The 26544-nt window shown below is 64.7% G+C and carries 28 protein-coding genes; 16 read left to right on the top strand and 12 right to left on the bottom strand.

The window, feature by feature from the left end; translation table 11 throughout:
- The first annotated feature begins 97 nt into the window (after positions 1–97).
- From OE747_RS09790 to OE747_RS09775, 4 genes are all read left to right on the top strand, one after another.
- Entirely contained in the window at positions 98–694 is a 597-nt protein-coding gene (locus tag OE747_RS09790; RefSeq protein ID WP_263828423.1) for a thymidine kinase, read from the top strand.
- 320 nt (positions 695–1014) lie between these two features.
- Positions 1015–2796: an aspartate--tRNA ligase gene (gene aspS, locus OE747_RS09785; protein ID WP_263828422.1), complete on the top strand. Its 1782-nt coding sequence runs from the start codon at positions 1015–1017 to the stop codon at positions 2794–2796.
- Between the two features lie 141 nt (positions 2797–2937).
- Entirely contained in the window at positions 2938–4320 is a 1383-nt protein-coding gene (locus tag OE747_RS09780) for a DUF1800 domain-containing protein (protein ID WP_263828421.1), read from the top strand.
- Positions 4321–4330: 10 nt separating this feature from the next.
- Positions 4331–5548: a DUF1501 domain-containing protein gene (locus OE747_RS09775; RefSeq protein ID WP_263828420.1), complete on the top strand. Its 1218-nt coding sequence runs from the start codon at positions 4331–4333 to the stop codon at positions 5546–5548.
- A 557-nt stretch (positions 5549–6105) separates the two neighbouring features.
- Here OE747_RS09775 and OE747_RS09770 read toward each other — a convergent pair.
- Positions 6106–6825: a response regulator gene (locus OE747_RS09770; protein ID WP_263828419.1), complete on the bottom strand. Its 720-nt coding sequence runs from the start codon at positions 6823–6825 to the stop codon at positions 6106–6108.
- 138 nt (positions 6826–6963) lie between these two features.
- Here OE747_RS09770 and mce point away from each other — a divergent pair, with 138 nt between their 5' ends.
- From mce to OE747_RS09755, 3 genes are all read left to right on the top strand, one after another.
- Positions 6964–7368 carry a methylmalonyl-CoA epimerase gene (gene mce, locus OE747_RS09765; RefSeq protein WP_263828418.1) on the top strand — a complete coding sequence of 135 codons (405 nt, stop codon included), beginning with the start codon at positions 6964–6966 and terminating at the stop codon, positions 7366–7368.
- Between the two features lie 33 nt (positions 7369–7401).
- Positions 7402–7677: a DUF1467 family protein gene (locus OE747_RS09760; protein WP_263828417.1), complete on the top strand. Its 276-nt coding sequence runs from the start codon at positions 7402–7404 to the stop codon at positions 7675–7677.
- 107 nt (positions 7678–7784) lie between these two features.
- Positions 7785–9884 carry a M10 family metallopeptidase C-terminal domain-containing protein gene (locus OE747_RS09755; RefSeq protein ID WP_263828416.1) on the top strand — a complete coding sequence of 700 codons (2100 nt, stop codon included), beginning with the start codon at positions 7785–7787 and terminating at the stop codon, positions 9882–9884.
- 109 nt (positions 9885–9993) lie between these two features.
- Here the strand turns inward: OE747_RS09755 and OE747_RS09750 are convergent, their stop codons facing one another.
- Together OE747_RS09750 and OE747_RS09745 are read right to left on the bottom strand one after the other, a co-directional pair.
- Complete coding sequence (locus tag OE747_RS09750; RefSeq protein WP_263828415.1) at positions 9994–10689, bottom strand: EI24 domain-containing protein; 696 nt, start codon at positions 10687–10689, stop codon at positions 9994–9996.
- Complete coding sequence (locus OE747_RS09745; RefSeq protein ID WP_263828414.1) at positions 10686–11264, bottom strand: nitroreductase family protein; 579 nt, start codon at positions 11262–11264, stop codon at positions 10686–10688. The genes OE747_RS09750 and OE747_RS09745 overlap by 4 nt, the downstream gene beginning before the upstream one ends.
- Positions 11265–11412: 148 nt before the next feature.
- On the opposite strand from OE747_RS09745, the gene OE747_RS09740 reads away from it, so the two are divergent.
- Both OE747_RS09740 and OE747_RS09735 read left to right on the top strand, forming a co-directional pair.
- Positions 11413–11604, top strand: coding sequence for a YajG family lipoprotein (locus tag OE747_RS09740; protein WP_263828413.1), 192 nt, complete (start codon positions 11413–11415; stop codon positions 11602–11604).
- Positions 11605–11652: 48 nt separating this feature from the next.
- Entirely contained in the window at positions 11653–11958 is a 306-nt protein-coding gene (locus OE747_RS09735; RefSeq protein ID WP_263828412.1) for a DUF167 domain-containing protein, read from the top strand.
- Here the strand turns inward: OE747_RS09735 and OE747_RS09730 are convergent.
- Positions 11928–12173 (bottom strand): hypothetical protein, encoded by a 246-nt coding sequence (locus OE747_RS09730; protein WP_263828411.1) that lies wholly within the window; start codon positions 12171–12173, stop codon positions 11928–11930. The genes OE747_RS09735 and OE747_RS09730 overlap by 31 nt on opposite strands.
- Positions 12174–12287: 114 nt before the next feature.
- On the opposite strand from OE747_RS09730, the gene OE747_RS09725 reads away from it, so the two are divergent.
- From OE747_RS09725 to OE747_RS09710, 4 genes are all read left to right on the top strand, one after another.
- The gene (locus OE747_RS09725; protein ID WP_263828410.1) at positions 12288–13001 is read left to right on the top strand and encodes a M48 family metalloprotease; all 714 of its coding nucleotides are present in this window, start codon (positions 12288–12290) and stop codon (positions 12999–13001) included.
- Entirely contained in the window at positions 12998–13366 is a 369-nt protein-coding gene (locus OE747_RS09720) for a YigZ family protein (protein ID WP_263828409.1), read from the top strand. The genes OE747_RS09725 and OE747_RS09720 overlap by 4 nt, the downstream gene beginning before the upstream one ends.
- Positions 13367–13440: 74 nt before the next feature.
- Complete coding sequence (locus OE747_RS09715) at positions 13441–13692, top strand: DUF6455 family protein (RefSeq protein ID WP_263828408.1); 252 nt, start codon at positions 13441–13443, stop codon at positions 13690–13692.
- A gap of 22 nt (positions 13693–13714) precedes the next feature.
- A complete protein-coding gene (locus OE747_RS09710; RefSeq protein ID WP_263828407.1) occupies positions 13715–13972 on the top strand; it encodes a DUF6455 family protein in 258 nt (85 codons plus the stop codon).
- On the opposite strand, the gene OE747_RS09705 is transcribed toward OE747_RS09710, so the two are convergent.
- Both OE747_RS09705 and rimO read right to left on the bottom strand, forming a co-directional pair.
- A complete protein-coding gene (locus OE747_RS09705; protein ID WP_263828406.1) occupies positions 13973–14215 on the bottom strand; it encodes a CDGSH iron-sulfur domain-containing protein in 243 nt (80 codons plus the stop codon).
- Between the two features lie 99 nt (positions 14216–14314).
- Positions 14315–15706 (bottom strand): 30S ribosomal protein S12 methylthiotransferase RimO, encoded by a 1392-nt coding sequence (gene rimO / locus OE747_RS09700; protein ID WP_263828405.1) that lies wholly within the window; start codon positions 15704–15706, stop codon positions 14315–14317.
- A 97-nt stretch (positions 15707–15803) separates the two neighbouring features.
- On the opposite strand from rimO, the gene OE747_RS09695 reads away from it, so the two are divergent.
- Complete coding sequence (locus tag OE747_RS09695) at positions 15804–17744, top strand: AsmA family protein (RefSeq protein WP_263828404.1); 1941 nt, start codon at positions 15804–15806, stop codon at positions 17742–17744.
- A 199-nt stretch (positions 17745–17943) separates the two neighbouring features.
- On the opposite strand, the gene OE747_RS09690 is transcribed toward OE747_RS09695, so the two are convergent.
- From OE747_RS09690 to OE747_RS09675, 4 genes are read right to left on the bottom strand one after another with little or no spacing between them, the layout of a single operon-like run.
- Positions 17944–19440 carry a phosphomannomutase/phosphoglucomutase gene (locus tag OE747_RS09690; RefSeq protein ID WP_263828403.1) on the bottom strand — a complete coding sequence of 499 codons (1497 nt, stop codon included), beginning with the start codon at positions 19438–19440 and terminating at the stop codon, positions 17944–17946.
- A gap of 20 nt (positions 19441–19460) precedes the next feature.
- On the bottom strand, positions 19461–20294 hold the full coding sequence (kdsA, locus tag OE747_RS09685; RefSeq protein ID WP_263828402.1) for a 3-deoxy-8-phosphooctulonate synthase: 834 nt from the start codon (positions 20292–20294) through the stop codon (positions 19461–19463).
- A 4-nt stretch (positions 20295–20298) separates the two neighbouring features.
- Complete coding sequence (locus tag OE747_RS09680; protein WP_263828401.1) at positions 20299–22011, bottom strand: capsule biosynthesis protein; 1713 nt, start codon at positions 22009–22011, stop codon at positions 20299–20301.
- Positions 21989–22648: an ABC transporter ATP-binding protein gene (locus OE747_RS09675; RefSeq protein WP_164132952.1), complete on the bottom strand. Its 660-nt coding sequence runs from the start codon at positions 22646–22648 to the stop codon at positions 21989–21991. The genes OE747_RS09680 and OE747_RS09675 overlap by 23 nt, the downstream gene beginning before the upstream one ends.
- A gap of 283 nt (positions 22649–22931) precedes the next feature.
- Here OE747_RS09675 and OE747_RS09670 point away from each other — a divergent pair, with 283 nt between their 5' ends.
- A complete protein-coding gene (locus tag OE747_RS09670; protein WP_263828400.1) occupies positions 22932–23561 on the top strand; it encodes a uracil-DNA glycosylase family protein in 630 nt (209 codons plus the stop codon).
- Entirely contained in the window at positions 23539–24318 is a 780-nt protein-coding gene (locus OE747_RS09665; protein ID WP_263828399.1) for an SseB family protein, read from the top strand. Before OE747_RS09670 ends, OE747_RS09665 begins: the two co-directional genes overlap by 23 nt.
- Before the next feature lie 15 nt (positions 24319–24333).
- Here OE747_RS09665 and OE747_RS09660 read toward each other — a convergent pair whose 3' ends face one another.
- Positions 24334–25476 carry a hypothetical protein gene (locus tag OE747_RS09660; RefSeq protein ID WP_263828398.1) on the bottom strand — a complete coding sequence of 381 codons (1143 nt, stop codon included), beginning with the start codon at positions 25474–25476 and terminating at the stop codon, positions 24334–24336.
- A 128-nt stretch (positions 25477–25604) separates the two neighbouring features.
- Positions 25605–26483, bottom strand: a complete 879-nt coding sequence (gene yghU, locus OE747_RS09655; protein ID WP_263828397.1) for a glutathione-dependent disulfide-bond oxidoreductase — start codon at positions 26481–26483, stop codon at positions 25605–25607.
- Between the last annotated feature and the right edge of the window lie 61 nt (positions 26484–26544).

The following is a 26544-nucleotide window of genomic DNA, read 5'->3' as shown; positions in this document are numbered from 1 at the left end:
GTCCATCCCCAGAGGTAACCCCTCGGACAGGACCAGGGCGGGGGCGGTGCCGCCCGGGTATCTTGCCCTGACAGGACCGACCGACTACACCGCCTGCATGGCAAAACTCTACTTCAATTTCTCGACCATGAACGCGGGCAAATCGACCGTGCTGCTTCAGGCCTCGCACAATTACCGTGAACGCGGCATGCAGACCTATCTGCTGACCGCCGCGATCGACGGCCGCGCCGGGCATGGGCGTATCGCCAGCCGCATCGGGATTCAGGCCGAAGCCGATATCTTCACCCCTGAAGACGACGTCTTTGCCATGATCGAGGCCAGGACAGGGCAGGGGCCCATCGCCTGTGTCTTTGTGGACGAGGCGCAGTTTCTCAGCCCCGAACAGGTCTGGCAACTGGCCCGCGTGGTTGACGATCTGGATGTTCCGGTTCTGGCCTTCGGCCTGCGCGTCGATTTCCGGGGCAAACTGTTTCCCGGCTCTGCCACGCTTCTGGCGCTGGCCGATGAAATGCGCGAGGTGCGCACGATCTGCAAATGCGGCCGCAAGGCGACCATGGTGATCCGTCAGGACGCCGAGGGCCGGGCGATCACCGAGGGCGCGCAGGTGCAGATCGGCGGCAACGAGACCTATGTCTCGCTCTGCCGCAAACACTGGCGCGAGGCGACCGGCGACCGCGGCCACACGCTGACCTGAGCGGGGGCGCTCCCGCCCGCCTCGGTGCATCCTTCGGATACCCCTGCGGCCGTTGGGCCCGGCGCGTCCGGCGCGCGGGCCATGCCCGCACGCCGGACGCGCCCCCTGACCCGCAGCGCGGCCCGCGGCCGCGCTGCCCGGCCCAACGGGAGGCGACCTGTCCGCAAGGACAGGTCAACGACGGGCGGGAGCGCCCCGCCTCCCTGCAAAAACCGGGCGAATACGCCACAAACCCCGCTTGCGCGCGGCGCGGCCTTGACTTCCCCCGCCTATCGCGGTGTATCGGCGCGACGAATTCTGCGCCCGAAGGGATATCACCGATGCACGCCTATCGCAGCCACACCTGCGCCGCCCTGACCGCCGCCAATGTCGGCGAGACCGTCCGCCTGTCCGGTTGGGTCCACCGGGTGCGCGATCATGGCGGCGTGCTGTTCATCGACCTGCGCGACCATTACGGCATCACCCAGGTGATCGCCGATGGTGACAGCCCGGTCTTTGCCGAGCTGGAAAAAGTCCGCTCGGAATGGTGCATCCGCATCGACGGCGATGTACTGGCCCGGGACGCCAGCCTCGTGAACCCGAACCTGCCCACCGGCGAGGTCGAGGTCTTCATCCGCGATCTCGAGGTGCTGGGCCGCGCCGGCGAGCTGCCGCTGATGGTCTTCGGCGACCAGGAATACCCCGAGGAAACCCGCCTGCGCTATCGCTACCTCGACCTGCGCCGCGAGGCGATGCAGCGCAACATGACGCTGCGCTCGGACGTGGTCGCCTCGATGCGCCGCCGCATGTGGGGGCAGGGGTTCCGCGAATACCAGACCCCGATCATCACCGCCTCCTCGCCCGAGGGCGCGCGCGACTTCCTGGTGCCCTCGCGCCTGCATCCGGGCCGCTTCTACGCGCTGCCGCAGGCGCCCCAGCAGTTCAAGCAGCTGATCATGGTCTCGGGCTTCGACAAGTATTTCCAGATCGCCCCCTGTTTCCGCGACGAGGACCCGCGCGCCGACCGCTCGCCCACCGATTTCTACCAGCTCGACCTGGAAATGAGCTTTGTCACCCAGCAGGATGTGTTCGACACCATCGCGCCGGTGCTGGCGGGCGTGTTCGAGGAATTCGGCGGTGGCCGCAAGGTGGACGCGCCGCAGGACTGGCCGCAGATCGCCTATGCCGATGCCGCCAAATGGTACGGCACCGACAAGCCCGACCTGCGCAACCCGATCAGGATGCAGGATTGTTCCGAACATTTCCGCGGTTCGGGCTTTGCCATCTTCGCCAAACTGCTGGAGCAAGAGGGTACCGAGATCCGCGCCATTCCCGCCCCCACCGGCGGCAGCCGCAAGTTCTGTGACCGGATGAACGCCTTCGCCCAGAAAGAGGGCCTGCCGGGCATGGGGTATATCTTCTGGCGGGATGGTGCCGACGGGATGGAAGCGGCCGGTCCGCTGGCCAAGAACATCGGCCCCGAGCGCACCGAGGCGATCCGGCAGCAACTGGGCTTGGGCGTGGGCGATGCCGCCTTCTTCCTAGGCGGCAAGCCCAAGTCGTTTGAAAAGGTCGCAGGCAAGGCGCGCGACGTGATCGGCGCCGAACTGGGTCTGACCGAGACCGACCGTTTCGCCTTTGCCTGGATCGTCGATTTCCCGATCTACGAACGTGACGAGGAAACCGGCGAGATCGACTTTGAACACAACCCCTTCTCGATGCCGCAAGGGGGCATGGAGGCGCTGAACGGCGACCCGATGGCGGTGCGCGGTTTCCAGTACGACCTCGCCTGCAACGGCTATGAACTGGTGTCGGGCGCGATCCGCAACCACAAGCCCGAGATCATGCTCAAGGCGTTCGAGCTGGCCGGATACGGCGCGGACGAGGTCAAGGCCCGCTTTGGCGCGCTCTTCAACGCCTTCCACTACGGCGCGCCGCCGCATGGCGGCTGTGCCGCGGGCATCGACCGGATCGTGATGCTGCTGGCCGATACCGCCAACATCCGCGAGGTCATCATGTTCCCGATGAACCAGCGCGCCGAGGACCTGATGATGGCCGCACCCTCGGACCCGACCTCGGACCAGTTGATGGAACTGGGCCTGCGCGTCATCCCGCGCGATTGAGGCGTCGGCAACCAGACCGGAACCAAAGGGGGCGAAATTCGCCCCCTTTTTCTTGACCGTTGGTGGGCTCCGGTCGGCGGGGTCCTTGCGGCTCCAAACGGTGCTAGACTGCATCCGGTGACGTGCCGAGGTGTTGGACAGATGCGATTCTCGCCCGCTCTTGCAGAGATACGGTTCGGTTTCGGGCTGTCGCCCGAGATTCCGCCGCCGGATTCGGTCGCGGAGATGCTGGGCCGCCTGTCGGGGCCTGACCTCATGGCCGATGCCTATCCCATCGCGCCGCTGGCCGATTTCCTGCCCCGGATCCGCGAACAGTTCCTGCTGCGCCGCGCCGCCCGCAAGGCCGAGGACGAGGCCGAGCGCACCCGCCTGGCCGAAGAGATCAAGACCCTGCAACGCGCCGCCAATACCGATCATCTCGGCTGGAGCGGGCAGACCTTCCTGCGCGCGATCCGCACGCAGGATGCGTTCCGCGAGCGGCTGGTCTGGTTCTGGGCCGATCACTTCACCGCCAGGGGCAAGAACAACCTGTTCCTGCCCGCCGCACTACCCTATGTCGAAGAGGCCATCCGCCCGCATGTGGCCGGACGCTTCGCCGACCTGCTGAAAGCCGCTGTCAAAAGCCCGCTGATGCTGCATTTCCTCGATCAGCGACACTCGATCGGCCCCAACAGCACCATGGCCAGGGACAAGGGCAACCGGCGCGGGTTGAACGAGAACCTGGCGCGCGAGGTGCTCGAACTGCATACGCTGGGCGTCGGCGGCCCCTATGACCAGACCGATGTCCGGCAACTGGCCGAGCTGTTCACCGGGATGACCTTCAACCTGCAACAGGGCTACCTGTTCAACGACAAGATGGCCGAACCGGGGCCGGAAACCGTGCTGGGGCGGCGCTATGGCGGGCGCGGGGGGGGCGCGGGTCTCGACCGGCTGCTCGACGATCTGGCCCTGCATCCCGCCACGGCGGCGCATATCGCCCGCAAACTGGCCACGCATTTTGTCTCGGACACACCCGACCCCGCCTTGGTCGACCGGCTTGCCGCCCGCTACCTCGACACCGGCGGCGCGCTGGTCGAGGTCTATGCCGCCCTGCTCGACCACACTGCCAGCTGGCAGGTCGCGCCCGGCAATGTCAAACCGCCCGCCGATTTTGTGGTTTCGGCCTGCCGCGCCCTAGCGCCGCCGGGGCTGGAGGACAGGTTCCGGAACCCCCAGCACGTCCGCAAGACATGCCTCGACCCGATGGCCGTGATGGGGCAGAACTGGACCCGCCCGCCAGGGCCGGATGGCTGGCCGGAACAGGATGCGGCCTGGATCACGCCGCAGGGCCTGGCGGTGCGGCTGGTCTGGGCGCTGGAAGTGCCGCAGCACCTGCTGGGCACGCTGCCCGACCCCGCCGCGTTTGCCGAGCGCACGCTCGGCCCCGTCCTGACCGAACCGGTGCGCTTTGCCGCCGGGGCCGCCGAAACCCGGGCCGATGGGATCGGTCTGGTGCTGGCCTCGCCGGCCTTTCAGCGCAGATAGGAGCCCGCCCATGTCCGACCCGATCGACCGCCGGCACTTTTTGCTCAGATCAGGGGCCCTGGGTTGCTGCCTTGCGGCCAGCCCGCTGATCACCCCGGTCAGCCTGGCAGCGGCCCCCTGGGACACCCGTCTGGTCGTGATCATCCTGCGCGGCGGCATGGACGCGCTGGATGTGCTCCAGCCCTATGGCGACCGCGACTATGCCGGTCTCCGTCCGACACTGACGGGCGGGCCAGAGACGGGCGCGCATGACCTCGACGGCTTCTATGCCCTGCATCCGGCGCTGGCCCCGCTCCTCCCCCTGTGGCAGCGTGGCGAGCTCGGCTTTGTCAACGCCGTGGCCACGCCCTATCGCAACAAGCGCAGCCATTTCGACGGCCAGGACCTGCTCGAGGCGGGGACCGAAAACCTGCATGATGCCCGCGATGGCTGGCTCAACCGCGCCTTGCAGAACCTGGGCGGGGTCGAGACGCGCACCGCCTTTGCCATCGGCGCCGGTGAGCTGCGTCTGCTCGACGGCGCGGCGCCGGTGTCCGACTGGTCCCCGGATGTGCGCCTTGCCATCAGCCCGCAGGCCCGGCGGCTGGCCGAAATCGTGATGGAGGCCGACCCGCTGTTTCACGCCTCGCTGGCCGAGGCGCTGGAGCTGTCCGAAGCGCTGCCGTCGCTGACCGCCGCCGGGCCGGATGACACCGAACCGGCCATGCAGATGCTACGGGTGCCAAAGGGACAGGCGCATGTCCGGGTCGCCGATTTCGCCGCCCAGGCGCTGCGGCAAGACACCCGGCTGGTGGCCTTTTCGATGACCGGATGGGACACGCATAATCGCCAGTCCGCGACGTTGCCGCGGGCGCTCGATCGGCTGGCGGACACGATCCTCGCCCTGCGCACCGGGACCGGACCCGAGGTCTGGGGCGAGACCGTGGTCATGGCGATGACCGAGTTCGGCCGCACCATTCGCGAAAACGGGACCGCGGGCACCGATCACGGCACTGGCGGAACCATGCTGCTTGCTGGCGGTGCCCTGCGCGGGGGGCGGGTACTGGGCCGCTGGCCCGGACTGGCCGAGGCCGACCTGTTCGACCGGCGCGACCTGATGCCGACCTCCGATGTCCGCGCCGCCGCGGGGTGGGTGCTGCACGGCGTGACGGGCCTGCCGCGACCGGTGCTCGAGCAACTGGTCTTCCCGGGCCTCGAGATGGGGCCGAACCCGGGCTTGCTGCTCTGATCGCCACCGCGATCCGCGGATGCATCTGCGGCACCGCCAAGAACCAGTCTGCCATGCGCTGTTTTTGCTGAACCCGAGCGGGTCCAGCGATACCAGGAGCCTGGCGCGCAGATCCCCAGAACATCCCTGCCGGGCGCCCGCCAGCCATATCCCAAAGCGAGGGCCGCACCGCCTCCAGCCAGACGTGCTCCAACCCGGATGGCGCCACGCCCCGGCACACGGGCCCTAAGAGCATCCTTGCCGCGCGCCAACTGCAAGGCATGCATCCCGGCCGCCGGAGGGTGGAGCGTGACCGTACCAGATGCGCGCCAGCCCGGATGACATCCAGACCAAGAGCATACAGCTTCGGACGGAACCCGGCCCAAACACAGGCGGGCCAAACCACGTCACCGGTCCGGACCGCAGGGGGCGCGGCGGCGGTTCTCTGGTGAAGGTGCCGGGGGGCCACCAGGGCACTGGCCTCTACCATCCATTATCGCCCCGGCAAACGCAGGCCTTGCCTGTTGCAACCGCGAAACCCGCGTAACCCTGATCCCGCGCTGCCGGCGCCAGGACGGTCAGATCGCCTGTCTCTGCTGCAAGCGCTCCTGCACCAGACCTGCGACCCGCGCGGCTTCCGCAGTCACCGGCGCCCCGCGTGCCCGGGTGCGCGCCAGTGACTGCGCCGCCGAGACCAGGACGTGATCTTCGGCGCTGCGGGCGACGCCCAGCAGGAACTGCGCGACATAGTCCAGAGTTTGCCCGTCGCTCCGCTCGCTCAGCATCTCGGCCACATGGGCCATGTCGTCCTGATAGGCCAGCCGGTCCGGCCGGATCTCCTCGTCAAAGAGCAGCCGTGGCCCCAGAGGCTGACGGTCGGCCGACAACCGGGTCAGGATCGCGGCCTGAAAGGCGGCCAGCGAGGATACCGGTTTCGACAGGAAGCCGTCCGCGCCCGCCTCCATGGCGGCTTCTTCGCCGTCCAGATCGCCCGATGTCCCCAGGATCACGCCGATCCGCGGGCTGGCCTGGGTCAGTTCCTCGATCAGGTCGGCGCCGGACCCGTCCGGCAGGCCCATATCCACCACGATGGCCGAAGGGCGATAGATCTGCAAATGCCGCCGGGCGGATTTCAGGCAATCGGCCCGGCGAATCCGGGCGCCGCTGCGCAGACACAAAAGCCGCATCGCCTCGCAGGCATAACGGCTGTCCTCGACAACCAGAATGGTCAGGCCCAACAAGGGCCGGGTGCTGGTCGGCAGGCGGTGCGGGGTGGCAAAGGGATCAGAATCATCCATGAGCGTGTTCCTTCAGCAGACACTCTCAACGCTAGGTCACGAGGGCTAATGACAGGTTAATGGGCAAAATGGCGCACTTGCTCCACCGGTCCGTAACCCGCATAAGACAGCCAACCCGATACAGCCTGGAGGATGATCATGATCGGCCGTTTGAACCATGTCGCCATTGCCGTGCCAGATCTCGAAGCCGCGTCCGAGCAATACCGCAGCGCGCTGGGCGCCAAGGTCGGCGCACCGCAGGACGAGCCGGACCATGGCGTCACCGTGGTGTTCATCGAACTGCCCAACACCAAGATCGAACTGCTCTATCCGCTGGGCGAGAACAGCCCGATCCAGGGCTTTCTCGACAAGAATCCCTCGGGCGGCATCCATCATGTCTGTTACGAGGTCGACGACATCCTGGCCGCCCGCGACCACCTGAAATCCACCGGCGCCCGCGTGCTGGGCACGGGCGAGCCCAAGATCGGCGCCCATGGCAAGCCGGTGCTGTTCCTGCATCCCAAGGATTTCAACGGCTGCCTGGTGGAACTGGAGCAGGTCTGACCCATATTCGGTTAGACCAACAAGGGGGCGCATATGTCGATCACATCAGCCTTGGTGCTGTTTTCCGTCATCTGGTTCATGACCTTCCTGATCGTATTGCCGATCCGGGTCAGGACCCAGGGCGATCTGGGCGATATCGTGCCCGGCACCCATGCGGGCGCCCCCGAACACCACTATCTCAAGCGCAAGGCCTGGATCACCACCGGCGTCTCGGTGGTGCTGTGGTGCGTGATCGCCGGGATCATCCTGTCGGGCTGGATCACGGTCGATGACATCAACCTGCTCAAGGTGATGCCGCCGCTGGAGTGACAGGCCACCGCGCTCTGCACCCGGCCTGCGCGAAGAAAAAGATGACGGTCACAGGCCGATCAGCTACCCTGATTGCATTGTTATTGATCAATTAGGAGTGGTGTATAATGCCTACACCCGTTGCGCTGACCGGTATTCCGAGCATCGACGGCCTGCTTTGGGGCTGGAAATGGGACAGCCCCAACCTGACCGTCTCCTTTCCCCAGGATGTGCGCGAATTCACCGAATTCGGCTATGGCTTCGTCGAGAATTTCCAGCCCTTCACCAATTTCCAGGCCAACCAGATCATCAATTTCGGCCTGAACAATCTCGGGGTGTTCAGCGGCCTCACCTTCTCGGGGGTCGAGAATTTCGGCAACCTGCGCTTTGCCCAGGCGACGCGCATCGACTATGGCCCCAATCACGCCAGCACCGGGCTGCACATCCCCGGCGGGCGCGGCTCGGCCGAGGCCAACCCGCCCGACCCGTTCTTCTCGGGCAACCATTCGATGGGTGACAACTGGTTCACGCTTGGCGCCTATACCGAACCGGTTCTGGGCAGTTTCCAATATGCCGCCGGTCTGCTGCACGAGGTGGGCCATGCGCTGGGGCTGAAACACGGCCATACGACGCAGAATTCGATGGATCCGTCACAGCCGGGCCTGGTCTATCCGGCGCTGCCCTCGGGCCAGGATTCCCAGGAATACTCGGTGATGACCTATCGCAGCCATGTGGGCGCCGACCTGTCCCAGGGCGCATCGGGACAAGAGGAATATCCCTGGACCTACATGATCAACGATGTGGCGGCGCTCCAGCACATGTATGGCGCCAATTTCGGGGCCGGCACCAACGAGACCGACACCGTCTACAGCTTTGATCCGTCCACCGGCGCCATGACCATCAACGGCTTCAGCTTTGGCGCCTCCTACAACGCCAAGATCCTGCTCACCATCTGGGACGGCGGTGGCACCGACCTGTTCAACTTCGCCAATTTCGCCAATGACCAGAGCATTGATCTGCGGCCCGGGGCGTTCTCGACCTTCTCCACCGCGCAACTGGCCAATCTCAGCCTGGGCAAGGCGGGACCGGCCAATCACGCCCAGGGCAATATCGGCAATCCCTACCTGTATCAGGGCGACCTGCGGTCGCTGATCGAGAATGTCCAGACCGGGACCGGCAATGATGTGATTACCGGCAATCAGGTGGCCAATTTCCTGCGCGCGGGCGGTGGCCATGACATCCTGAACGGCGGCGAAGGCGATGACACGCTCGAAGGCGGCAATGGCAACGACACGATGAATGGCGGTGCCGGGGCGGGGGACGAGGCGCTGTTCTTCTCCAACATCACCGAGACAACCGCGACCCTGTCGGGCGGTGTGTTCACCATCATCTCTCCCGAAGGCACCGACCGGGTCTCGGGGGTAGAGCGGTTCCACTTCAACGACCGCCTGCTCAGCCTGGCCGAGATGACCGATTTCGCTGGCGGTGACCGCCCCGGCGGCACGCCGGGTGACGATGTGCTGACCGGCACCGCGGGAAATGACCGGCTCGACGGGTTCGAGGGCAACGACCGGCTGCTGGGCGAGGGTGGTGCCGATACGCTCGACGGCGGACTGGGGGCTGATACGCTCAATGGCGGCGACGGCGATGACATCCTCATCGGCGGCCCGGGCGAGGGCGACCTGCGCGACGTGATCTTTGCCGGCGAGGGCAATGACAGCGTCGATGCGGGCGCCGGCAACGACCAGATCTTCGGCCAGGGCGGCAATGATACCATCGCGGGCGGCGCCGGGGTCGACGAGATCCAGGGGCAGGATGGCGACGACGTGATCACCGGGTCAAGTTTCTCTGATCTGGTGTTCGGCGGCGCCGGAAATGATTTCGTCAATGGCGGTTTCGGCCACGACCGGATCAACGGCGGACTTGGCGCCGACAAGTTCTTCCATGTCGGCGTCGAAGGCCACGGGTCGGACTGGGTGCAGGATTACAATTCGACCGAAGGCGATGTTCTGCTCTTTGGCAACACCTCGGCCACCCGAGCGCAGTTCCAGGTCAACTTCAACCACACGGAAAACGCCGAGGGCGAACGGGCGGGCGACGACGCGGTGCAGGAGGCTTTCGTGATCTACCGCCCGACGGGTCAGATCATGTGGGCGCTCGTGGATGGTCAGGGGCAGTCCTCGATCAACCTTCAGATCGGCTCGGACGTCTTCGACCTGCTGGCCTGATTGCCCAGGCCGAACCGGGGCCGGGGGGCTGTACAAAATGGTCAATCCCCGGTTCTGGGCCGGTACAAAACGGTCAACTCGGCGTACAGACCGGGCCGGGGAGGCTTTGTCAGCGCCGGGCGGTCACCGCGTGAAAGATATGCGTAAACGTGGCCGCGCCCAGGATCGGGATGAGCAGGTTCACCAGCGGGATCGACAAGGGTATCGCCATCAGAATGCCTGCCGCCCAGATCGTCAGCATGTGCTGCGAGCGGAGCTTGCGCGCGCCTTCACGCCCGACCCGGCGCATCGCGGCCAGCGTAAAGTATTCACGTCCCAGCAGAAATCCGTTCAACCCCCAGAAGATGAAGAGCGCGAAGGGCGCCAGGAACACATAGAGGAGGAAGGCCAGCAGGTTGGCCGCGATCAGCACGCCCAGAAAGTTGACCGTGTCTTTCAAGGCATCGCCAAACGGCACCTTGGTGACCGGCGGCAGACCGGGATAGTGTTTGTCTTCAACAGCTTGCGCGACTTCGTCGAGAAACATCGAGGTAATCGCCGAGGCCACCGGCACCATCAGGAACACCGAAAGCACCATCATGAAGATCAGCGACGAAACGCTGAGCAACCCACCCACCCAGGTCACCTCGCCCAGCACCGGAAGGGTCACCTCGGGGCCGACCAAGGTATTGATCAACCACAGAAAACCGGCATAGACGGCGACCAGAAGGGCAAAGGTCAGCCCAACGCCAAGCAGCAGGACCTTGCGAAAACGTGCATCACCGATCTGGCCCAGGGCCAGCAAAAAGGAATTGAGGATGATCATTGCGAAATCCAGCTGGTGATGGCGTCCAGATCGGGACGCGGCCGGTCGGGCGGGGCACTGGTTTCCGTCGCGATGTGAATGAACCCCGCCACCCGCTCATGCCCCGCGAGCCCCAGCCCCTCGGCGCAGAACACCGGGTCATGCGCCACCCAGCCGGTGAGCCAGTTGGCACCCCAGCCCGAGGCCAGCGCCGCGTTCAGCAGGGCTAGGCACACCGCCCCTGCGGAATAGGTCTGCTCCAGCGCCGGGATCTTGGGGCTGTCCTTTTGCACCTCGATCACCGCCACCGCCAGGATACCCTGATCGAACTGCACCCGCCCCTTGGCCACGTCCTCGTCGGGTTTCGCCAGATCCCGCCCGCGCCGCTCTGCCAGCTCGGCCAGGCGCTGCATAACGCCTTGCTCCAGAACGATAAATCTCCATGGCTCCAGCTTGCCATGATCGGGGGTGCGCGCCGCCGCGGTCAGGATCGGCATGAGTTCGGCACGGGACGGCCCCGGCGCGGTCAAGGTCTTGGCCGGACGGGACCGGCGGCCCAGCAGGAAATCGAGGGCGGCGTCGTTGCGCGGCGGCATATGTAAATCCTTTTCACATATTGACCCTTCCGTATCTCGGACACCGCAGCCCGAGTTTCAAGGGTAAATCCTGCGTGAAGTCCCGCATTTGACGGTGATCTGTCGCGACACGGTGCTAGCATCACAATCGTAATCGCCGGAGGCTCCGATGAAACCGCTTGTGCCGATCCTGCTGACGCTGAGCAGTCTTGCTGCCTGTGCGACCGCTCCACATCCTCCCCCCCGCGAGATCGAACCGCTTCCGGGCAACCTTGCTCCGCCCGTTGCTCCGCGCGATAGCGACGAAAGGGCGGCTTCGAAAGCCTATTATCTGGGTCCGCGCGGAGAAGAATGGTTCTGATATTGGGCCCGTTCTGGGATTTTGTGCCAAGGGATGTAACAATCGGGCATGGCAAAACCCAAAGTCAAATCCCTGCCGGACCTGTCCCGCCTTGCGCAAGAGAACACCGAGATCACCGTCCGCGTCACGCCCAAAGCCGCGCGGGACGGCCTGATCGAGGTCGATGGCGGTTTGCGGATCACGGTGACAGCGGCGCCCGAGAACGGCAAGGCCAACGAAGCTGTGCGCCAACTGCTGGCGCGCGCCATGGGCGTGGCTCCGAGCCGCTTGCAGCTGCGTCGCGGTCACACGGCACGGGACAAGACCTTTGTGTTTTCAGGGGCTTATCCGTCCGGGGGCGCTTCGCGCAATTGATAGACCCCCTCGGGCAGATCCAGTGCCGCCGCCAGATCGCGCAGCTGTTCGGGCGACAGGGTGATCTTTTGCGTCGTATCGGTGCGCGGGTCATACTGCTCCAACGTGAGACATTCCGCAAAGGAGTTGATCACCACATCCTCTTGCAAGGGGGTTTCGCCCTCGTCGACAAGGGTGATCACGGTCGAGTCAAATTCGTGTTCGATGGTAAACATGGGGCCAGATTGGCGGCGGACCGCCGCCATTGCAAGCGGGCTCAAGCGTCAAGGCTGGAAGCTTCGCACAACAAGGATTAAACCTGTCCCCGACGGACTTATGTGAGGTTGTTCATGCGTCGGCTCCTGTTTCTGATCGCGCTGGTTCTGTCAGCTTGCGACACGCCCGCCCCGACGTCGTCACCGGTTCCGCTGGCCCCTGTGCCCAGTGGCCCTGCGATGAGCCCCGCCAGCACCCAGGCGGCGTTTTCTCGGGTGAGCGCCAGCCTGCGGCCGGTGGCGGTGAACGAGTGCCAGCGCCGCACCACCGGCATGCGCTGCGATTTCAGGATCGAGGTCGATCCGAATCCGCGCGCGCCGGTGAACGCCTATCAGACCGTGGACAAGGATGGGCGTCCGGTGATCATCTTTACCCGCGCCATGATCAACAGCGCCCGCAATCCGGACGAGTTGGCCTTTGTCATGGGGCACGAGGCGGCCCATCACATCCGTGGTCACCTGGCACGGCAACAGGCGAATGCGGCCGCCGGGGCCATCGTGTTTGCCGGGCTGGCCGGGCTGACCGGTGGAAATGCCTCGGCCATCGACGCCGCGACCCAGGTCGGCGCCCTTGTCGGATCGCGCACCTATTCCAAGGATTACGAGCTGGAAGCCGACGAGCTGGGCACTCTGATCACCCATCGCGCGGGATATAACCCGTTGATCGGGGCGCATTTCTTCTCGCGCATTCCCGATCCGGGCGACCGTTTCCTGGGCACGCATCCGCCCAACGCCGCACGTATCCAGGTGGTGCAACGGACGGCGGCCAATCTGGGTCTTGTCCAATGAGCGACCTGACCCGGCTGGGCGTGGTGCTGACCGATCGCGGTTCGAAATATGCAGTCAGCGGCGCACCGGTGCAGAGCCGGGAAGAGGTTGACACCGTTCTGGCGACGCTGAAATCGGACCGGGGCTATGCCAAGGCCACCCACAACACCTGGGCGGCCATGCTGCCCACCGGGGCGCTCAAGGCCGATGATGGTGAAAGCGGCGCGGCCATGGTCATTCTGCGGATGATGGAACGGGCCGGGTTGACGGATCATGTGATCGTTGTAACCCGCTGGTACGGCGGCAAGAAACTGGGTGGCGACCGCTTCCGCAGGGTCCAGGACGCAACCCGGGCCTATCTCGATCACCTCGGAATCGCGTCTTGACCTGAGTCAAGGCATGCCTGCCGTTTCGTAAGTTAGGGTCGTTCTATTGAAACGCCCGAACTGCCGAGGTTGACATGGCCGACCGTGAAACTCTAAAGCACCACGCCCAGTTGTTCGACAGCATGGCCAGCACTTTGGGCCATGACCTGCAAGAAGTTGCGATTCAGGGGAAGCTGAGCATCGACCAGATCACCGATGCGATCCTGTCCTGCACCCAATGCAGCAACCCCGAACACTGCTCGGGCTGGCTGGCCTCGCGTGAGCGGGCCTTGCAGACACCCGAATACTGCCGCAACCGCGACCTGCTTGGCCGGTTGCAGCCATAACCTGTTGGTGAGGGAGCTTCCAATGCCACAGATCCCCCTTGGCGACATCGAACGGCATTTCTGGCTGACCCGCTCTGTCGCGCGGTCAATGGGCGTCAGCTTCACCGAGGCCATGGTGCAGGGCAAGGTGACGGAAAACGACTATGCCGAGGTCGTCACCCGCTGCCGGGCCGCCGATTGCAGCGAGAAATGCCAGCATTGGCTGGCCACGCAGAGCTGTAGCGCGCAGGTCGCGCCCGAGTTCTGCGTAAATGCCGACCTGCTGAACCGCCTGCGCTAATTACAGGCTTTTGTGGCTGCCATCGCACAGTGGCGACTTGTCCGAGTGCTTGCAGCCGCAAAAGAACACCTTCTTGTCGGCCTCGGCGGTGTATTTGACCGGCGCAAACTCGGAGCCCTTGTGCGATCCGTCGCAAAAGGGCTGTTTCTGCGATCTGCCGCAAGCACACCAGAAATAGGTCTTTCCCTCGGTCACTTCGACCGGAAAGGGGGCTTTTTGCGCAATATGCGGCGCGTCGGACATCTGGCTCTCCTGTTGGCTGTACTCCGTGGAGAGGTTAGCGCGTCCAGCGTCCGTGAAAAGGGCCGTGATTGCCTTTTGCCGAGCCGAGGCGGCGGTCACTCAACCGGTCAACCGCCCCCACAGATCGTATTCTCCGGCTTCTTCAACTTCGACCGTTACGATATCGCCGGGCTTCAGCCCTTCGAACCCTTCGTCGATGAACAGGTTGCCGTCGATCTCGGGTGCGTCCGCCTGGGTGCGGCAGGTGGCGGCCTCGTCGTCGACCTCGTCCACGATCACCTGCATGGTCCGGCCGACCTTGGCCGCCAGCTTGGCCTCGGAGATTGCCTGCGCCTTTTCCATGAACCGGTCCCAGCGGTCCTGCTTGACCTCTTCGGGTACGTGATTGGGCAGGTCGTTCGAGCGGGCACCGGCGACGTTTTCGTATTGGAAGCATCCGACGCGATCCAGCTGCGCCTCGTCCATCCAATCCAGCAGCGTCTGGAATTCCTCTTCGGTTTCGCCGGGATAGCCGACGATAAAGGTGGACCGCAGGGTGATGTCGGGACACACCGCACGCCAGGCCGCGATTTCGTCCAGTGTCTTTGCGGCGGCGGCCGGGCGCGCCATGCGGCGCAGCGTGTCGGGATGCGCGTGCTGGAACGGAATATCGAGGTACGGCAACAGGTTGGAGGCTGATTCGGCCATCAAGGGAATCAGGTCCCGCACATGGGGATAGGGATAAACGTAATGCAGCCGCACCCAGGCGTCGAGTTGCCCCAACTCGCGTGCCAGATCGGTGATATGGCTGCGCAGCTCACGGTCTTTCCACAGGTTCACATCATGCTTTCGGTCAAGCCCATAAGCGCTTGTATCCTGCGAGATAATCAGCAGTTCACGCACACCGTTATCCACAAGCTTTTCCGCCTCGCGCAGCACTGCATGAGCTGGCCGGCTTGCAAGTCTTCCGCGCATGTCCGGAATGATGCAGAACTTGCATTTGTGATTGCAGCCCTCTGAAATCTTTACATAGCTATAGTGTCGGGGCGTCAGCTTGATGCCCGAGGCCGGCAGAAGGTCGACAAACGGATCAGGATCCGGCGGAACGGCCCCGTGCACCGCATCCAGAACCTGCTCGTATTGATGCGGCCCGGTGACGGCCAGAACCTTGGGGTGTACGCCGGTGATGTATTCCGGCTCGGCGCCCAGGCAGCCGGTCACGATAACCTTGCCGTTTTCCTTCAGCGCCTCGCCGATCGCCTCCAGACTTTCGGCTTTGGCGCTGTCCAGAAACCCGCAGGTGTTCACGATGACGGCATCGGCGCCCGCGTAATCGGGCGAGATGCCATACCCTTCGGCCCTGAGCCGGGTCAGGATGCGCTCGCTGTCGACCAGTGCCTTGGGGCAGCCCAGAGAGACCATGCCGATGGTCGGCTGGCCGGGGCGGGTGGCGGTGGCCAGCCGCGCAGCGGGGGCCAGGTCGGGGCGCAGGTTCGGAGGGTTCGTGCTCATGGCGCGCATATAGAGGGGAAAGCTTCCCCTTGCAAATGTTGCGCAACGGATGTGGGCTGACCATATCGCAAGAGGCAAACAGGCAGGGAGAGCGCGTATGCGATGGATCGTGCGAATCGGGATCACGTTGATCCTGGCGTTGGTGGTGCTGGCGGCGGCGTTGCTGATGTTGCCCGGTGATCGGCTGGCGCGGCTGGCCATCGAACAGATCCGCAAACAGACCGGGCGCGAAGTGACCGTTGCTGGCGAGGTTAAGCTCAGCTTCTGGCCGGTGCTCGGGGTCGAGACCGGGCCGGTGACCGTCGCCAATGCAGACTGGGCCGACAGCGCGCCGATGTTGCAGGCGCAGGGGTTGGCGATCGGGGTGGCCGCACCCGCCCTGTTGGGGGGCGAGGTGCGGATCACCCGCATCCTGGCAAACGAGCCGGTGCTGCGGCTGGAAACTGCCAAGGGGCTGGTGAACTGGGAGTTCTCACCCTCGGGGGCGACCAGCGGCGCGGCGGCGCCTTCGGGGCCAAGCGCGGGCGGGCAGCTTGTGACGCTTGACGGGCTCGAACTGAAAAACGCGCGTCTGGTCTATGTCGAGGAGGGCAAGACCAGCTTTGATTTCGGCGGTGTCGATCTGGCCGCCAGCTGGCCGTCGGCAGACACTCCGTTGAAAATGCAGGCCCGGCTCACGCCGGGGACGGGGTCGATCTCGGTCGATCTTACCCTGGCCGATCTGACGGCTTTCTCAAACGGTCAGGTCAGCGCGATGCAGATGACTATGGCCGCGCCCAAAACCAGCATCACCTTTGACGGGCGCGCCAGCCTCGATGGTGCTCTGGCGGGGCGTGCCACACTCGACACCAGCGACAGCGCCGCGATGCTGGCCGCATTCGGTCAGGCTGGTATCACCCTGCCGCGCGGATTGGGACAGCGGGCCAAGCTTGACGCCCAGATTACCTATACCGCCGATGGGCGGCTGGCATTGCGGGAACTGGCTGCCGATCTTGACGGCAACCGGCTGAACGGCGCCGCCGATGTGACGGTGGCGGACCCGCCGCAGGTAACCGCGCGTCTGACCGCGGGCGCGCTGGACCTGACCGGGCTTGGCGCGGACTCGTCCGGCACCGGTTCGGGGGGCAGCGCGCCAGCGTCGGGCTGGTCCGAGGCGCCGATCGACGCCTCGGCGTTGGCCTTGGCCAACGGGACGCTTCAGCTCAGCGCCGCCTCCATCGCCCTGCCAGGGCTGAACCTGGGCCAAAGCGGGCTCAGCTTGTCGCTCGATAACAGTCGGGCGGTGGTCGAGATGGCGCCGGTCTCGCTCTTTTCGGGGCAGCTGACAGGCCAGTTGGTGGCCAACAATCGCCAGGGCCTGTCCGTTGCGGGCGACCTGCGCGCCGAAGGTATCGAGATGCGCGAGGCGCTGGCGACCCTTGGCGGGATCGAGCGGCTGTCGGGTGCCGCCTCGGGGCAGTTGAAATTCCTCGGCGTCGGCGCGAGTGAGGCGCAGATCATGCGCTCGCTGTCCGGCGAGGGGCGGCTTGCGATGGGGCGCGGAACAATCGCGGGAATTGACCTCGACAACCTGATGGGGCGGGGTGCAAAGGGGGGCGGAACCACCGTGTTCAACAGCCTCACCGCCAGTTACCGGATGGACAAGGGCAATCTCTTTAACGAGGATCTGCTGATGCTCCTGGACAATTTCAAGGCCAATGGCACAGGCCGTGTCGGCCTGGGCGCGCGGGATATCGATTATCTGTTCACGCCGGTGGCGCTGCGCGCGAATGCGGGCCAGGGGCTGGCGGTTCCGGTCCGGATCGTCGGCCCTTGGGCCAGCCCGGCGATCCGTCCTGACCTGACGCAGGTGATCGAAAAGGCAACCGGCCTCGACAAGGAGGCGGTGGAGGCCAAGGCCAAGGACGAGCTGCGCCGCAAGCTGGGCGAGGAACTGGATACCGAGATCGCGCCCGACCAGAATGTCGAGGACTTGATCAAGGACCGGCTGGAACAGGAAGCGACCAAAGGGCTGCTGAAGCTCTTGGGGAAGAACTAGAGTCGCCGCGGTCACCTTTGGAGTTTCCGTGTGATGCGGACAGAAAGAAGCACAGATGCGGTTTCTTTCTGGTGGCAAATACTCCGGAGCGCGAGGCAGAGCCTCGCAAGAACCCGCCGCGCCGCAGGCGCGGCTCGGCCCAACGCCTCGGGCCTCTCGTCAGAGAGGGGCGAGGGGGCGGGAGCGCCCCCTGCCAGGATCAGATGGTCTGGTCGTAGTCGCCCACGCCCGGTTCGGTGCGGATCACCGCGTCGATCTCGGCAAAGATGGCACGCATCTCCGCCTCGCTCTCGCTGCTTTCGCAGACCACGACGAGGTTCGGCGTGTTCGACGAGGCGCGCACCAGCCCCCAGGACCCGTTGTCTAGGATGACGCGGGCGCCGTTGACGGTGACCACCTCCTTGATGGCACGCCCGGCAAAGCTGTCACCGGCGGCATGTTTGGCCACCAGTTTCTCCACCAGCCGCTCCAGGATCGCGTATTTCTCGGTGTCGGCGGCATAGGGCGACATGGTCGGCGTCGACCAGGTACGAGGCAGCGCCTTGCGCAGGTCCGACATCGACATGTCCGGGTTGCGGTCCATCAGCTTGCAGATTTCGACCGCCACCCGCATGCCGCAGTCATAGCCGCGCCCGATCGGTTCCGCCAGGAAGTAGTGGCCCGATTTCTCGAAGCCGGCGAGCGCGCCAATCTCCTTGACCCGGCGTTTCATGTGGCTATGGCCGGTCTTCCAGTAATCGGCCTTGGCGCCATGTTTGCGCAACTCGGGGTCGGCGGCGAACAGGCCGGTCGATTTCACATCCGCCACGAAAGTGGAGCCGGGATAGAGTTTCGACAGGTCGCGCGCCATGATCACGCCCACCTTGTCGGCAAAGATCTCCTCGCCCTCGTCATCCACCACGCCGCAGCGGTCGCCGTCGCCGTCAAAGCCCAGCGCAAAATCGGCGCCGCTGGCTTTGACCGTGTCGGCCATGTCATGCAGCATTTCCATGGCTTCGGGGTTCGGGTTGTAGTTCGGGAAGGTGTAGTCCAGCTCGTTGTGGCTCGGCACGATCTCGACGCCCATGCGGGCAAAGATCTCTGGCGCAAAGGCCGAGGCCGTGCCGTTGCCCGTGGCGCAGACCACCTTGAGCGGGCGCGACATGCGGAACTCGCCGACCAGGTCGTCGATATAGGCTTCCTTGACGCCGTCCACGAATTCATAGGATCCGCCCGGGCGCGCCAAGCCCTCGCCGTTCAGCACGATATCGCGCAGTTCGGCCATTTCGTCGGGGCCATGGGTCAGCGGTCGGTCAAAGCCCATCTTGACCCCGGTCCAGCCATTGGGGTTGTGGCTGGCCGTCACCATCGCCACGGCGGGCACATCCAGATGGAACTGGGCGAAATAGGCCATCGGCGACAGGGCGGGGCCGATATCCTTGACCTGAATGCCGGCCTGCATCAGGCCCAGGATCAGCGCGTTCTTGATGGACAGAGAATAGTCGCGATAATCGTTGCCGACTGCAATTACCGGGGCGATGCCGCGGCGGTGCATCTGGGTGCCCAGGCCCAGGCCCAGCGCGGTCATGCCGGGCAGATTGATCTCTTCGGGATACTTCCAGCGCGCGTCGTATTCGCGAAACCCGGTGGGCCGGATCATCGCGTCACGCAGAAAGCTCCAGGTGTTCGGGGTCACCTCGGGAAGGGGTTTGGTCATGTCAAATTCTCTTGTTCTTCTCAGATGCGAATGGGCTCTGCCTTAGCAAGTGCATCGAAGCGCATCAAGGTGGCGATCAGACTACGCATCTGATCGAGATAGATCATGTTCGGCCCGTCGCAGGGGGCGTTGTCGGGGTCCTGATGGGTTTCCATGAACACACCTGCCACGCCCACCGCAACCGCGGCGCGCGCCATGACCGGCGCGAACTCGCGCTGCCCGCCCGATGCACCGCCCAGCCCGCCGGGTTGCGCCACCGCATGGGTGGCGTCCATGATCACCGGATAGCCGGTGCGCGCCATTTCCGGCAGCGCCTGCATGTCGACCACCAGCCGGTTATAGCCAAAGCTGACCCCGCGTTCGGTCAGCAGGATATTGCCGTTGCCGGTGCTTTCGATCTTGGCGGCCACATTGGGCATGTCCCAGGGCGCCAGGAACTGGCCTTTCTTGACATTTACCACGGCGCCGGTCGCGCCGGCCGCTTTCAGCAGCGCGGTCTGGCGGCACAGAAAGGCCGGGATCTGCAACACGTCGCAGACCTCGGCGACCGGGGCGCATTGCTCTTTCTCGTGCACATCGGTCAGAACCGGCACGCCGATCGTGTCCTTGACCGATTGCAGCACCGCCAACCCCTTGTCGAGCCCAAGCGCGGGCGCGGCATTGACCGAGGTTCTGTTGGCCTTGTCGAACGACCCCTTGAAGACATATTGCGCGCCGACGGCATCGCAGGCTTCTTTCAGGGTGCCGGCGATCATTTGCGCATGATCGGCGGATTCCAGCTGGCAGGGGCCGGCAATGATGGTCAACGGTTGGTCGTTGCCAACGGTAAGGCCGGCGATATTGACGTGTTTCATGGGACTATGAGGATACCTGTTCTCTGAGGATCGACGCGGTGAGCGAGATCATCAGGTAGATACCAGCAAACAGAAGGAATGCCAAAATCGTATTTTCAAAGCTGCGCGGATAGCTCGGCTCCTCGCTGGGCACCGGGTTGACCGACACGGTCAGATAGCGCACCTGCCGGTTCGCCTCCATCCGGGTGGTTTCCATCTGTTGCAGCGCCGATTGCAGCATCATGTCCCGCGTCGCCAGATCGGCCTGCGCCATCTGGATGCGCACCGTAAGCCGCGCCAGCGAGTTTTCGCCGCGCGAGGTGTCGAGCATCTCCGCGTTCAGCCCGTCGAGCAGATCGTTCAGCCGCGCGATATCGGCGCGCGCGCCATCCACCTTGGCCTTGCTGGGTCGCGCGTTGTCGAGCAGGGCTGCCAGTTGCAGCTCCTTCTCCTGGATCTGAACCTCGACCTGGTCGATGCGACCGCGCAGGCTGGCAATCACGCCTTCGGGGTCGAGCAGCGCGCCTTTCTGCTGCAACTCGACCAGGGCTTCCTGGGCGATCCGGCGCTCGGCCTGGGCATCCTCGAAACTCTGACGCGCCTCGCGCATCTGGTCTTCGCGTTTCTGGCCGGACAGATTGTTCACCCGTTCCTCGGCATAGGTCAGCAGGCTTTCCGAGAACTCCGTTGCCACTTGCGGATCGGGCGCGGCCACCTCCATCCGGATCACGCCTTCAGTCGGGTCATAACCGATCTTCACGATACGGCTGTAGATCTTATAGGCTTCCTCGTTGGTGGCATCGGGCGCCAGACGCTGGATCGGGTCGATCCAGGGTTGCTGGAACTGCGCCTTGAACCCACGGTCGCGGTCCAGTTGCAGCATCGCCTCTTTCGATTCGAGGAAGGACTGGACGGAAATCGAATCCTGGCTGGTCGCGAACTGGGTACCGGCAAAGAATCCGCCCAGCCCGCCCAGCGACCCGTCGGCCTGAAGAATCACGAACTCCGACTTGCTGGCATACATCGGGGTGGCAACGGCATAGAAATAATAGCCCGCGATCAGCGTCGGCAGCCCGACAAAGATCATCAGCCGCGTCAGCAACTGCATCAGCTTGCGCCTGCGGCGGCGCATGATGTCCTGCTGGATCTTGCCGATCTCAGCCTCGCGGCGCTGGGTCGGGCTCAGTTCGGTCGAAGGCAGGGTCTGGCGCGGCTGCACGGTCTGCGGCAGTTGCACCTTGGGCTCGGGTTTCTCTTCGGGTTTGTCGGGGCGCTGCACCACCAGGTCCAGCATGTTGCCGCGCTCCAACGGGTCGATCCCGTTTGCGCGCAACTGCCGGACGGCATCATAATCCGAGGTGACGGGCAGGTTGTGCTTTTGCGCCAGACGGCGCGCCATACGCAACTGTCGGCCGGTCAGCCCCTCGCGCTTGATCGCGTCGATTTCGGTATCGGCACCGTTCTCGGCGGCGGAGGACACCTGACCCTGCATCGCGGCGGTCCGGCTCTCTGCTTCGCCAGCCGCAGGCTGCGCCCGCGAATTGGCCGCCTCTGCGCGGGGCTTGTCTTCTGCGGCCGGTGGCGCGGCCGGGCGCGGGGCGGCGGGCTGCGGCCGAAGGGGCGCGACATTGCTGGGCTGGGCTGCGGAACCCGTGGCGGCAGTGGCGGGGCGGGCGCCGTCCGGCACACCGCCGGCACGGCGGATGCGGAACTTCTTAGCCTTGGGTTTGGTAATCATAGAGCTGTTTCGCTTCTTCCAACGAGTCAAACATATGCAACTGACCGTGCATCAGAACAGCGGCCTGGCGGGCGAACTTTTCCAGCGTGGCGGGCTGGTGCGAGACGATCACGATGGTCGTGGTGCGCAGGCGCTCTTCCAGGATCGCGCCTGCCTTCTTGTTGAATTCCACATCGGTCGAGGCGGGCATGCCCTCGTCAATCAGGTACATGTCGAAATCCAGCGCCAGCATCAGCGCAAAGGAAAACCGCGCCCGCATGCCCGAGGAATAAGTTCCCAGCGGCTGATCGAAATACTCGCCCAGACCGCAGAGCCACCGGCAATAGGCCTCGATATAGTCGGGGTCCATGCCATAGAGGCGGGCGATATAGCGCGCGTTCTCCATCGCCGACAACCGGCCCACGACGCCCCCCATGAACCCCAGCGGGAACGAGATGTTGCAGCTGCGGCGGATCACCCCTTCGTCGGGTTTCTCCAGCCCGGCCATCATGTTGATCAGGGTCGTCTTGCCGGTGCCATTTGGCGCCAACACCCCCAGAGACTTGCCCAGCTCGACCCGGAACGACACCCGGTCCAGGATCACCTTGCGCTGTGATCCGGTCCAAAAGGATTTGCTGACGTTCTCGAATTCAAGCATCTGCTGTCTGCTGCGGCCCATCGTTTTTGGTCTTGCGGGTCTCGGCGCCGTTTGACGCAGGCCCGGCCCCCACTGGAAAGAGGTTCTTGACCGAATACCGGGGGATTTGGGCCACATTATGTCGAAATATGAAACAAAACTTCAATGCGCATTCGGCATTGTTCACCGGAAATCGGGTTCAAATCGCCGCCTTCATGTTCACCAGATCGTCAGCAGGCCGGTCTGGTGGAACCCCAACCGCCGCCGTTAACTATATGCAACGTCCCCAACCTTGTGAGCCAGGATGCAAGACACCGCAAACGGACCGCCCGAAACCGCACTGGTCACCGAGATCCGGACCTGCCGCCTGTGCGCCGAGCGCTTTGCAGCAACGGCGACCGCGCATGCGCCGCGCCCCGTGGTCTGGTTCCGGCCCGGCGCGCGGCTCTTGATCGCCGGGCAGGCGCCGGGTGCACGCGTGCACGAGTCGGGCCGCCCCTTCACCGATCCCTCGGGCGATCGGTTGCGCGACTGGCTGGGGATCGACGAGACCACATTCTATGATCTGGCTCGCGTGGCGGTTGTGCCAATGGCCTTTTGTTTCCCGGGATACGACAATAAGGGGTCCGACCTGCCGCCGCCGCCGGTTTGTGGTCGCACCTGGCACAATCGGGTGATGGGCGAACTGGGCGACATGCCGCTGACCGTGCTGGTCGGTGGCCATGCGCATCGCTACCACCTCGGCGCGCGCGGTCCCGTGACGGAAACCGTCGCCGCCTGGCGGGACCATGCGCCGCGCGTCTTTGCCTTGCCTCATCCGTCCTGGCGCAATACGGGATGGCTGAAGAAGAACCCGTGGTTCGAGGCCGAGCTGCTGCCGGTCCTGCGAGCGCGGGTCAAGGAGGTGCTGCATGACCCCGGAAACACCGATTGACCGCGCCCATGCGGAGATGGAGACCAGCGATAACGCCCGCCTGCGCTTCTTCGAGCGGCTGGGCGATGCCGAGCTGTTCCTGCTCCTGACGGAAGAGGCGCGTGGCGAGAACCTGTCGCCCGAGATGTTCGACCTGGTCGATGGCCGCTTCGTGCTGGCCTTTGACCGCGAGGATCGGCTGGCCGCCTTTACCGGCCGTCCCGCCCCCTATGCCGCCCTGTCGGGCCGGGTGCTGGCGGCGATGCTGGCCGGGCAGGGGGTCGGGCTGGGGCTGAACCTCGATGTGGCGCCCTCGGCCATGCTGATCCCGGCCGAGGCGCTGGGCTGGCTGGCAGAGACGCTGGGCCATAGCCCCGACCAGATCGAGGCGCGCATCACCGAGGTGACCGCGCCGGGCGGCCTGCCCGAGGCGCTGCTGTCCGCGCTCGATGCCAAGCTGGTCACCGCCGCCGGTCTGGCGCAGGGGGCCTATCTGGCCGGTGTCGTCTATCAGGATGGCGGGCGCGGCCATCTCCTGGGCTTTGTCGATGCCCGCGACGGGGCCGAACCCGCGCTGGCCAAGGCCGCGTCCGAGGCGCTGACCTTTTCCGGGGTCGAGGCCGGGATGATGGATGTTGGGTTCTTCGCGGCTTCGGATGCGATGGCCGCCACCCTGGGCCGGGTGGGGCTGCGCTTCGATCTGCCCGAACCGCCCGAACCGCCGCGCGGCCCTGCGGCGCCTGGCATGGACCCGGATGCGCCGCCCCGTTTGAAATAGGGCGGCGCGGCCCGGTCAGGCCGGGTATTGCGTGATCACGATCGGGCCGTCATTCGGTCCCAGCGCCTGGGTCAGCAGGCTGCCGTTGGCCTCGTATTGCAGGCAGAGCTGCCAGACCTGGAACGTTACCTTGTCCGCGCCCGGCGGCGTGATGTTGACGCCATAGCTCGACGTGGTCTGCTGGCTGATTGCCAGGCTGTGCGCCGTGGTCGAGGTATGGGTGAACGAGGTCGAGAGTTGCGCGCTGATCCCGAACAGCGCCTTGTCGATGCCGCCGCCGCCAATGCCCACGGTCAGGCCCAGCGTCTCGGCAAAACTGTCGGTCTCGGTATCGGTGCTGGTATTGCCCGAGGTCACTGCAATCGAGCGGTTATAGGTATTGCCTGGGTTCAGTTCTCCCGCGCCGATCTGCTGCCAGAAATAGCTGGCGCTGATCGGCACATCGGCGGTGCTGACGCCCACGGCGGTGATCCACAGCCCCTGCTGGCCGCTGTCCGAGATCACGATGGTGTTTTCGCCCTGCACCATCTTGGCGGTATCCAGCACAAAGGTTTCGTCATGCCAGTTCTGATTGGCGACGAACTGGTTGGATGCCACCTGCTGCCCGTTGACCGAGACGCTGATATAACTCTGGCTGCCGATGGTGTTGGGGTTCGCCACCCCGGCACAGGTCACGGTCAGGGTGACATTGGTCGCCTCGGCCAGTTGCAGCGCGAAATTGGCGCTGCCGCCCGATTGCAGGTTCCAGAACCCGGTCGAGGGCGCGAACCCGTTGTAGAGCGGCATGCTGAACAGCGCGGTACGCGAGGGGTTGGCAGTGTTGAAGGCGATGGATTGCGGCGGCACCATCTGCGAGCTGGCGTTCTGAAGCAGCGCCGGTGTGGTCGGACTCTGGGCAAAGATGCCATCGCCGCTCGGACTGGGGGGCGGGGTCGTCACGGTCCAGCCAAAGACCGAATAGGAAAAATCCGCGCCCGCATCGAGCAGCATGCAGGGCAGGTCCTGTGTCATCGCCATGTTCATATGGTATCTCCTGAAACTCTTGACCAACGACGCGTCGTTGCGCCGTACCACAGGGATGATCGGATCGGCCCCGCCGCTCAACGCCGGGCTGCGCGCGATTTTCGCCGATTTCGAAACGAAAAGACCGGGCCGCATCAGGGTGCGGTCCGGTCTTGTGATCTGACACACAGCGGGCGTTTTGGCGACCGGGCCGAGGGAGCAGAAGGTCCTGATTCTGCGTGGTATTTTACTAAAATGCCACGCATCTTCGGGCGCCCGTTGGCTCAGCTTGGGTTCGGTTCCAGCTTGTCCTGGGTGCGGGTGTCGAAATCGCTGGCGTCATGGCGTTCGCGCAACTGGTATTTCGGCTCGCCCGAGACGCGGTTGACCATACGGCCACGGCTGACGCCGGGGCGGGCATCCAGTTCGCGCGCCCATCGCATCACATGGGTATAGCTTTCGGCGTCCAGGAACTCGGCCGCGTTATAGGCCCGGCCCAGCACCAGCTGCCCATACCACGGCCAGATTGCCATATCGGCGATGGAATACTCCTCGCCCGCGATGAAGGCTCTATGTGCCAGTTGCCGGTCCAGCACGTCCAGCTGACGCTTGACCTCCATGGCAAAGCGGTTGATCGGATATTCGAACTTCTCCGGCGCATAGGCATAGAAATGGCCAAACCCGCCGCCCAGATAGGGCGCGCTACCCATCTGCCAGAACAGCCAGTTCATCACCTCGGTCCGGGCCGCGCCGCTTGCGGGCAGGAAGGCGCCGAATTTCTCCGCCAGATGGAACAGGATCGAGGCGCTTTCGAACACCCGGACCGGCTCCGGGCCAGAGCGGTCGAGCAGGGCCGGGATCTTGGAGTTGGGATTCACATCGACAAAGCCCGATCCGAACTGATCGCCGTCGCTGATATTGATCAGCCAGGCATCGTATTCGGCACCCGCATGACCCGCGGCCAGCAGTTCCTCGAACATCACCGTTACCTTGACCCCATTGGGCGTGCCCAGCGAGTAAAGCTGGAACGGATGCTTGCCGACCGGAAGCGCCTTGTCATGGGTCGCGCCCGCGATGGGACGGTTGATATTGGCGAACTGGCCGCCGTTTTCCTTGTCCCAGGTCCAGACGCGGGGCGGGGTATAGTTTGATGGTTCACTCATGAGAGACCTTCCTCGCTTACGTCGGGGCCGGACCCCTGACGCCTTTCAGCTAATGTTTCGG

Origin of the sequence: Ruegeria aquimaris, assembly GCF_025751555.1 — a bacterium.
GTDB classification, from domain to species: domain Bacteria; phylum Pseudomonadota; class Alphaproteobacteria; order Rhodobacterales; family Rhodobacteraceae; genus Ruegeria_B; species Ruegeria_B aquimaris.
Note: the sequence above shows the minus strand (reverse complement) of the source record. Positions and strands in the feature narration are given on the sequence as shown.

Coding starts and splice junctions, on each gene's coding strand:
- OE747_RS09745 (WP_263828414.1), bottom strand. CDS start 11,264: ATGCCGCCGCGCAACGACGCCGCCCTCGATTTCCTGCTGGGCCGCCGG.
- OE747_RS09775 (WP_263828420.1), top strand. CDS start 4,331: ATGTCCGACCCGATCGACCGCCGGCACTTTTTGCTCAGATCAGGGGCC.
- OE747_RS09755 (WP_263828416.1), top strand. CDS start 7,785: ATGCCTACACCCGTTGCGCTGACCGGTATTCCGAGCATCGACGGCCTG.
- OE747_RS09660 (WP_263828398.1), bottom strand. CDS start 25,476: ATGCGGCCCGGTCTTTTCGTTTCGAAATCGGCGAAAATCGCGCGCAGC.
- OE747_RS09740 (WP_263828413.1), top strand. CDS start 11,413: ATGAAACCGCTTGTGCCGATCCTGCTGACGCTGAGCAGTCTTGCTGCC.
- OE747_RS09770 (WP_263828419.1), bottom strand. CDS start 6,825: ATGGATGATTCTGATCCCTTTGCCACCCCGCACCGCCTGCCGACCAGC.
- aspS (WP_263828422.1), top strand. CDS start 1,015: ATGCACGCCTATCGCAGCCACACCTGCGCCGCCCTGACCGCCGCCAAT.
- rimO (WP_263828405.1), bottom strand. CDS start 15,706: ATGAGCACGAACCCTCCGAACCTGCGCCCCGACCTGGCCCCCGCTGCG.
- mce (WP_263828418.1), top strand. CDS start 6,964: ATGATCGGCCGTTTGAACCATGTCGCCATTGCCGTGCCAGATCTCGAA.
- OE747_RS09735 (WP_263828412.1), top strand. CDS start 11,653: ATGGCAAAACCCAAAGTCAAATCCCTGCCGGACCTGTCCCGCCTTGCG.
- OE747_RS09690 (WP_263828403.1), bottom strand. CDS start 19,440: ATGACCAAACCCCTTCCCGAGGTGACCCCGAACACCTGGAGCTTTCTG.
- OE747_RS09705 (WP_263828406.1), bottom strand. CDS start 14,215: ATGTCCGACGCGCCGCATATTGCGCAAAAAGCCCCCTTTCCGGTCGAA.
- OE747_RS09710 (WP_263828407.1), top strand. CDS start 13,715: ATGCCACAGATCCCCCTTGGCGACATCGAACGGCATTTCTGGCTGACC.
- OE747_RS09730 (WP_263828411.1), bottom strand. CDS start 12,173: ATGTTTACCATCGAACACGAATTTGACTCGACCGTGATCACCCTTGTC.
- OE747_RS09750 (WP_263828415.1), bottom strand. CDS start 10,689: ATGATCATCCTCAATTCCTTTTTGCTGGCCCTGGGCCAGATCGGTGAT.
- OE747_RS09790 (WP_263828423.1), top strand. CDS start 98: ATGGCAAAACTCTACTTCAATTTCTCGACCATGAACGCGGGCAAATCG.
- OE747_RS09720 (WP_263828409.1), top strand. CDS start 12,998: ATGAGCGACCTGACCCGGCTGGGCGTGGTGCTGACCGATCGCGGTTCG.
- OE747_RS09760 (WP_263828417.1), top strand. CDS start 7,402: ATGTCGATCACATCAGCCTTGGTGCTGTTTTCCGTCATCTGGTTCATG.
- OE747_RS09665 (WP_263828399.1), top strand. CDS start 23,539: ATGACCCCGGAAACACCGATTGACCGCGCCCATGCGGAGATGGAGACC.
- OE747_RS09725 (WP_263828410.1), top strand. CDS start 12,288: ATGCGTCGGCTCCTGTTTCTGATCGCGCTGGTTCTGTCAGCTTGCGAC.
- OE747_RS09695 (WP_263828404.1), top strand. CDS start 15,804: ATGCGATGGATCGTGCGAATCGGGATCACGTTGATCCTGGCGTTGGTG.
- OE747_RS09670 (WP_263828400.1), top strand. CDS start 22,932: ATGCAAGACACCGCAAACGGACCGCCCGAAACCGCACTGGTCACCGAG.
- OE747_RS09715 (WP_263828408.1), top strand. CDS start 13,441: ATGGCCGACCGTGAAACTCTAAAGCACCACGCCCAGTTGTTCGACAGC.
- yghU (WP_263828397.1), bottom strand. CDS start 26,483: ATGAGTGAACCATCAAACTATACCCCGCCCCGCGTCTGGACCTGGGAC.
- kdsA (WP_263828402.1), bottom strand. CDS start 20,294: ATGAAACACGTCAATATCGCCGGCCTTACCGTTGGCAACGACCAACCG.
- OE747_RS09780 (WP_263828421.1), top strand. CDS start 2,938: ATGCGATTCTCGCCCGCTCTTGCAGAGATACGGTTCGGTTTCGGGCTG.
- OE747_RS09680 (WP_263828401.1), bottom strand. CDS start 22,011: ATGATTACCAAACCCAAGGCTAAGAAGTTCCGCATCCGCCGTGCCGGC.
- OE747_RS09675 (WP_164132952.1), bottom strand. CDS start 22,648: ATGCTTGAATTCGAGAACGTCAGCAAATCCTTTTGGACCGGATCACAG.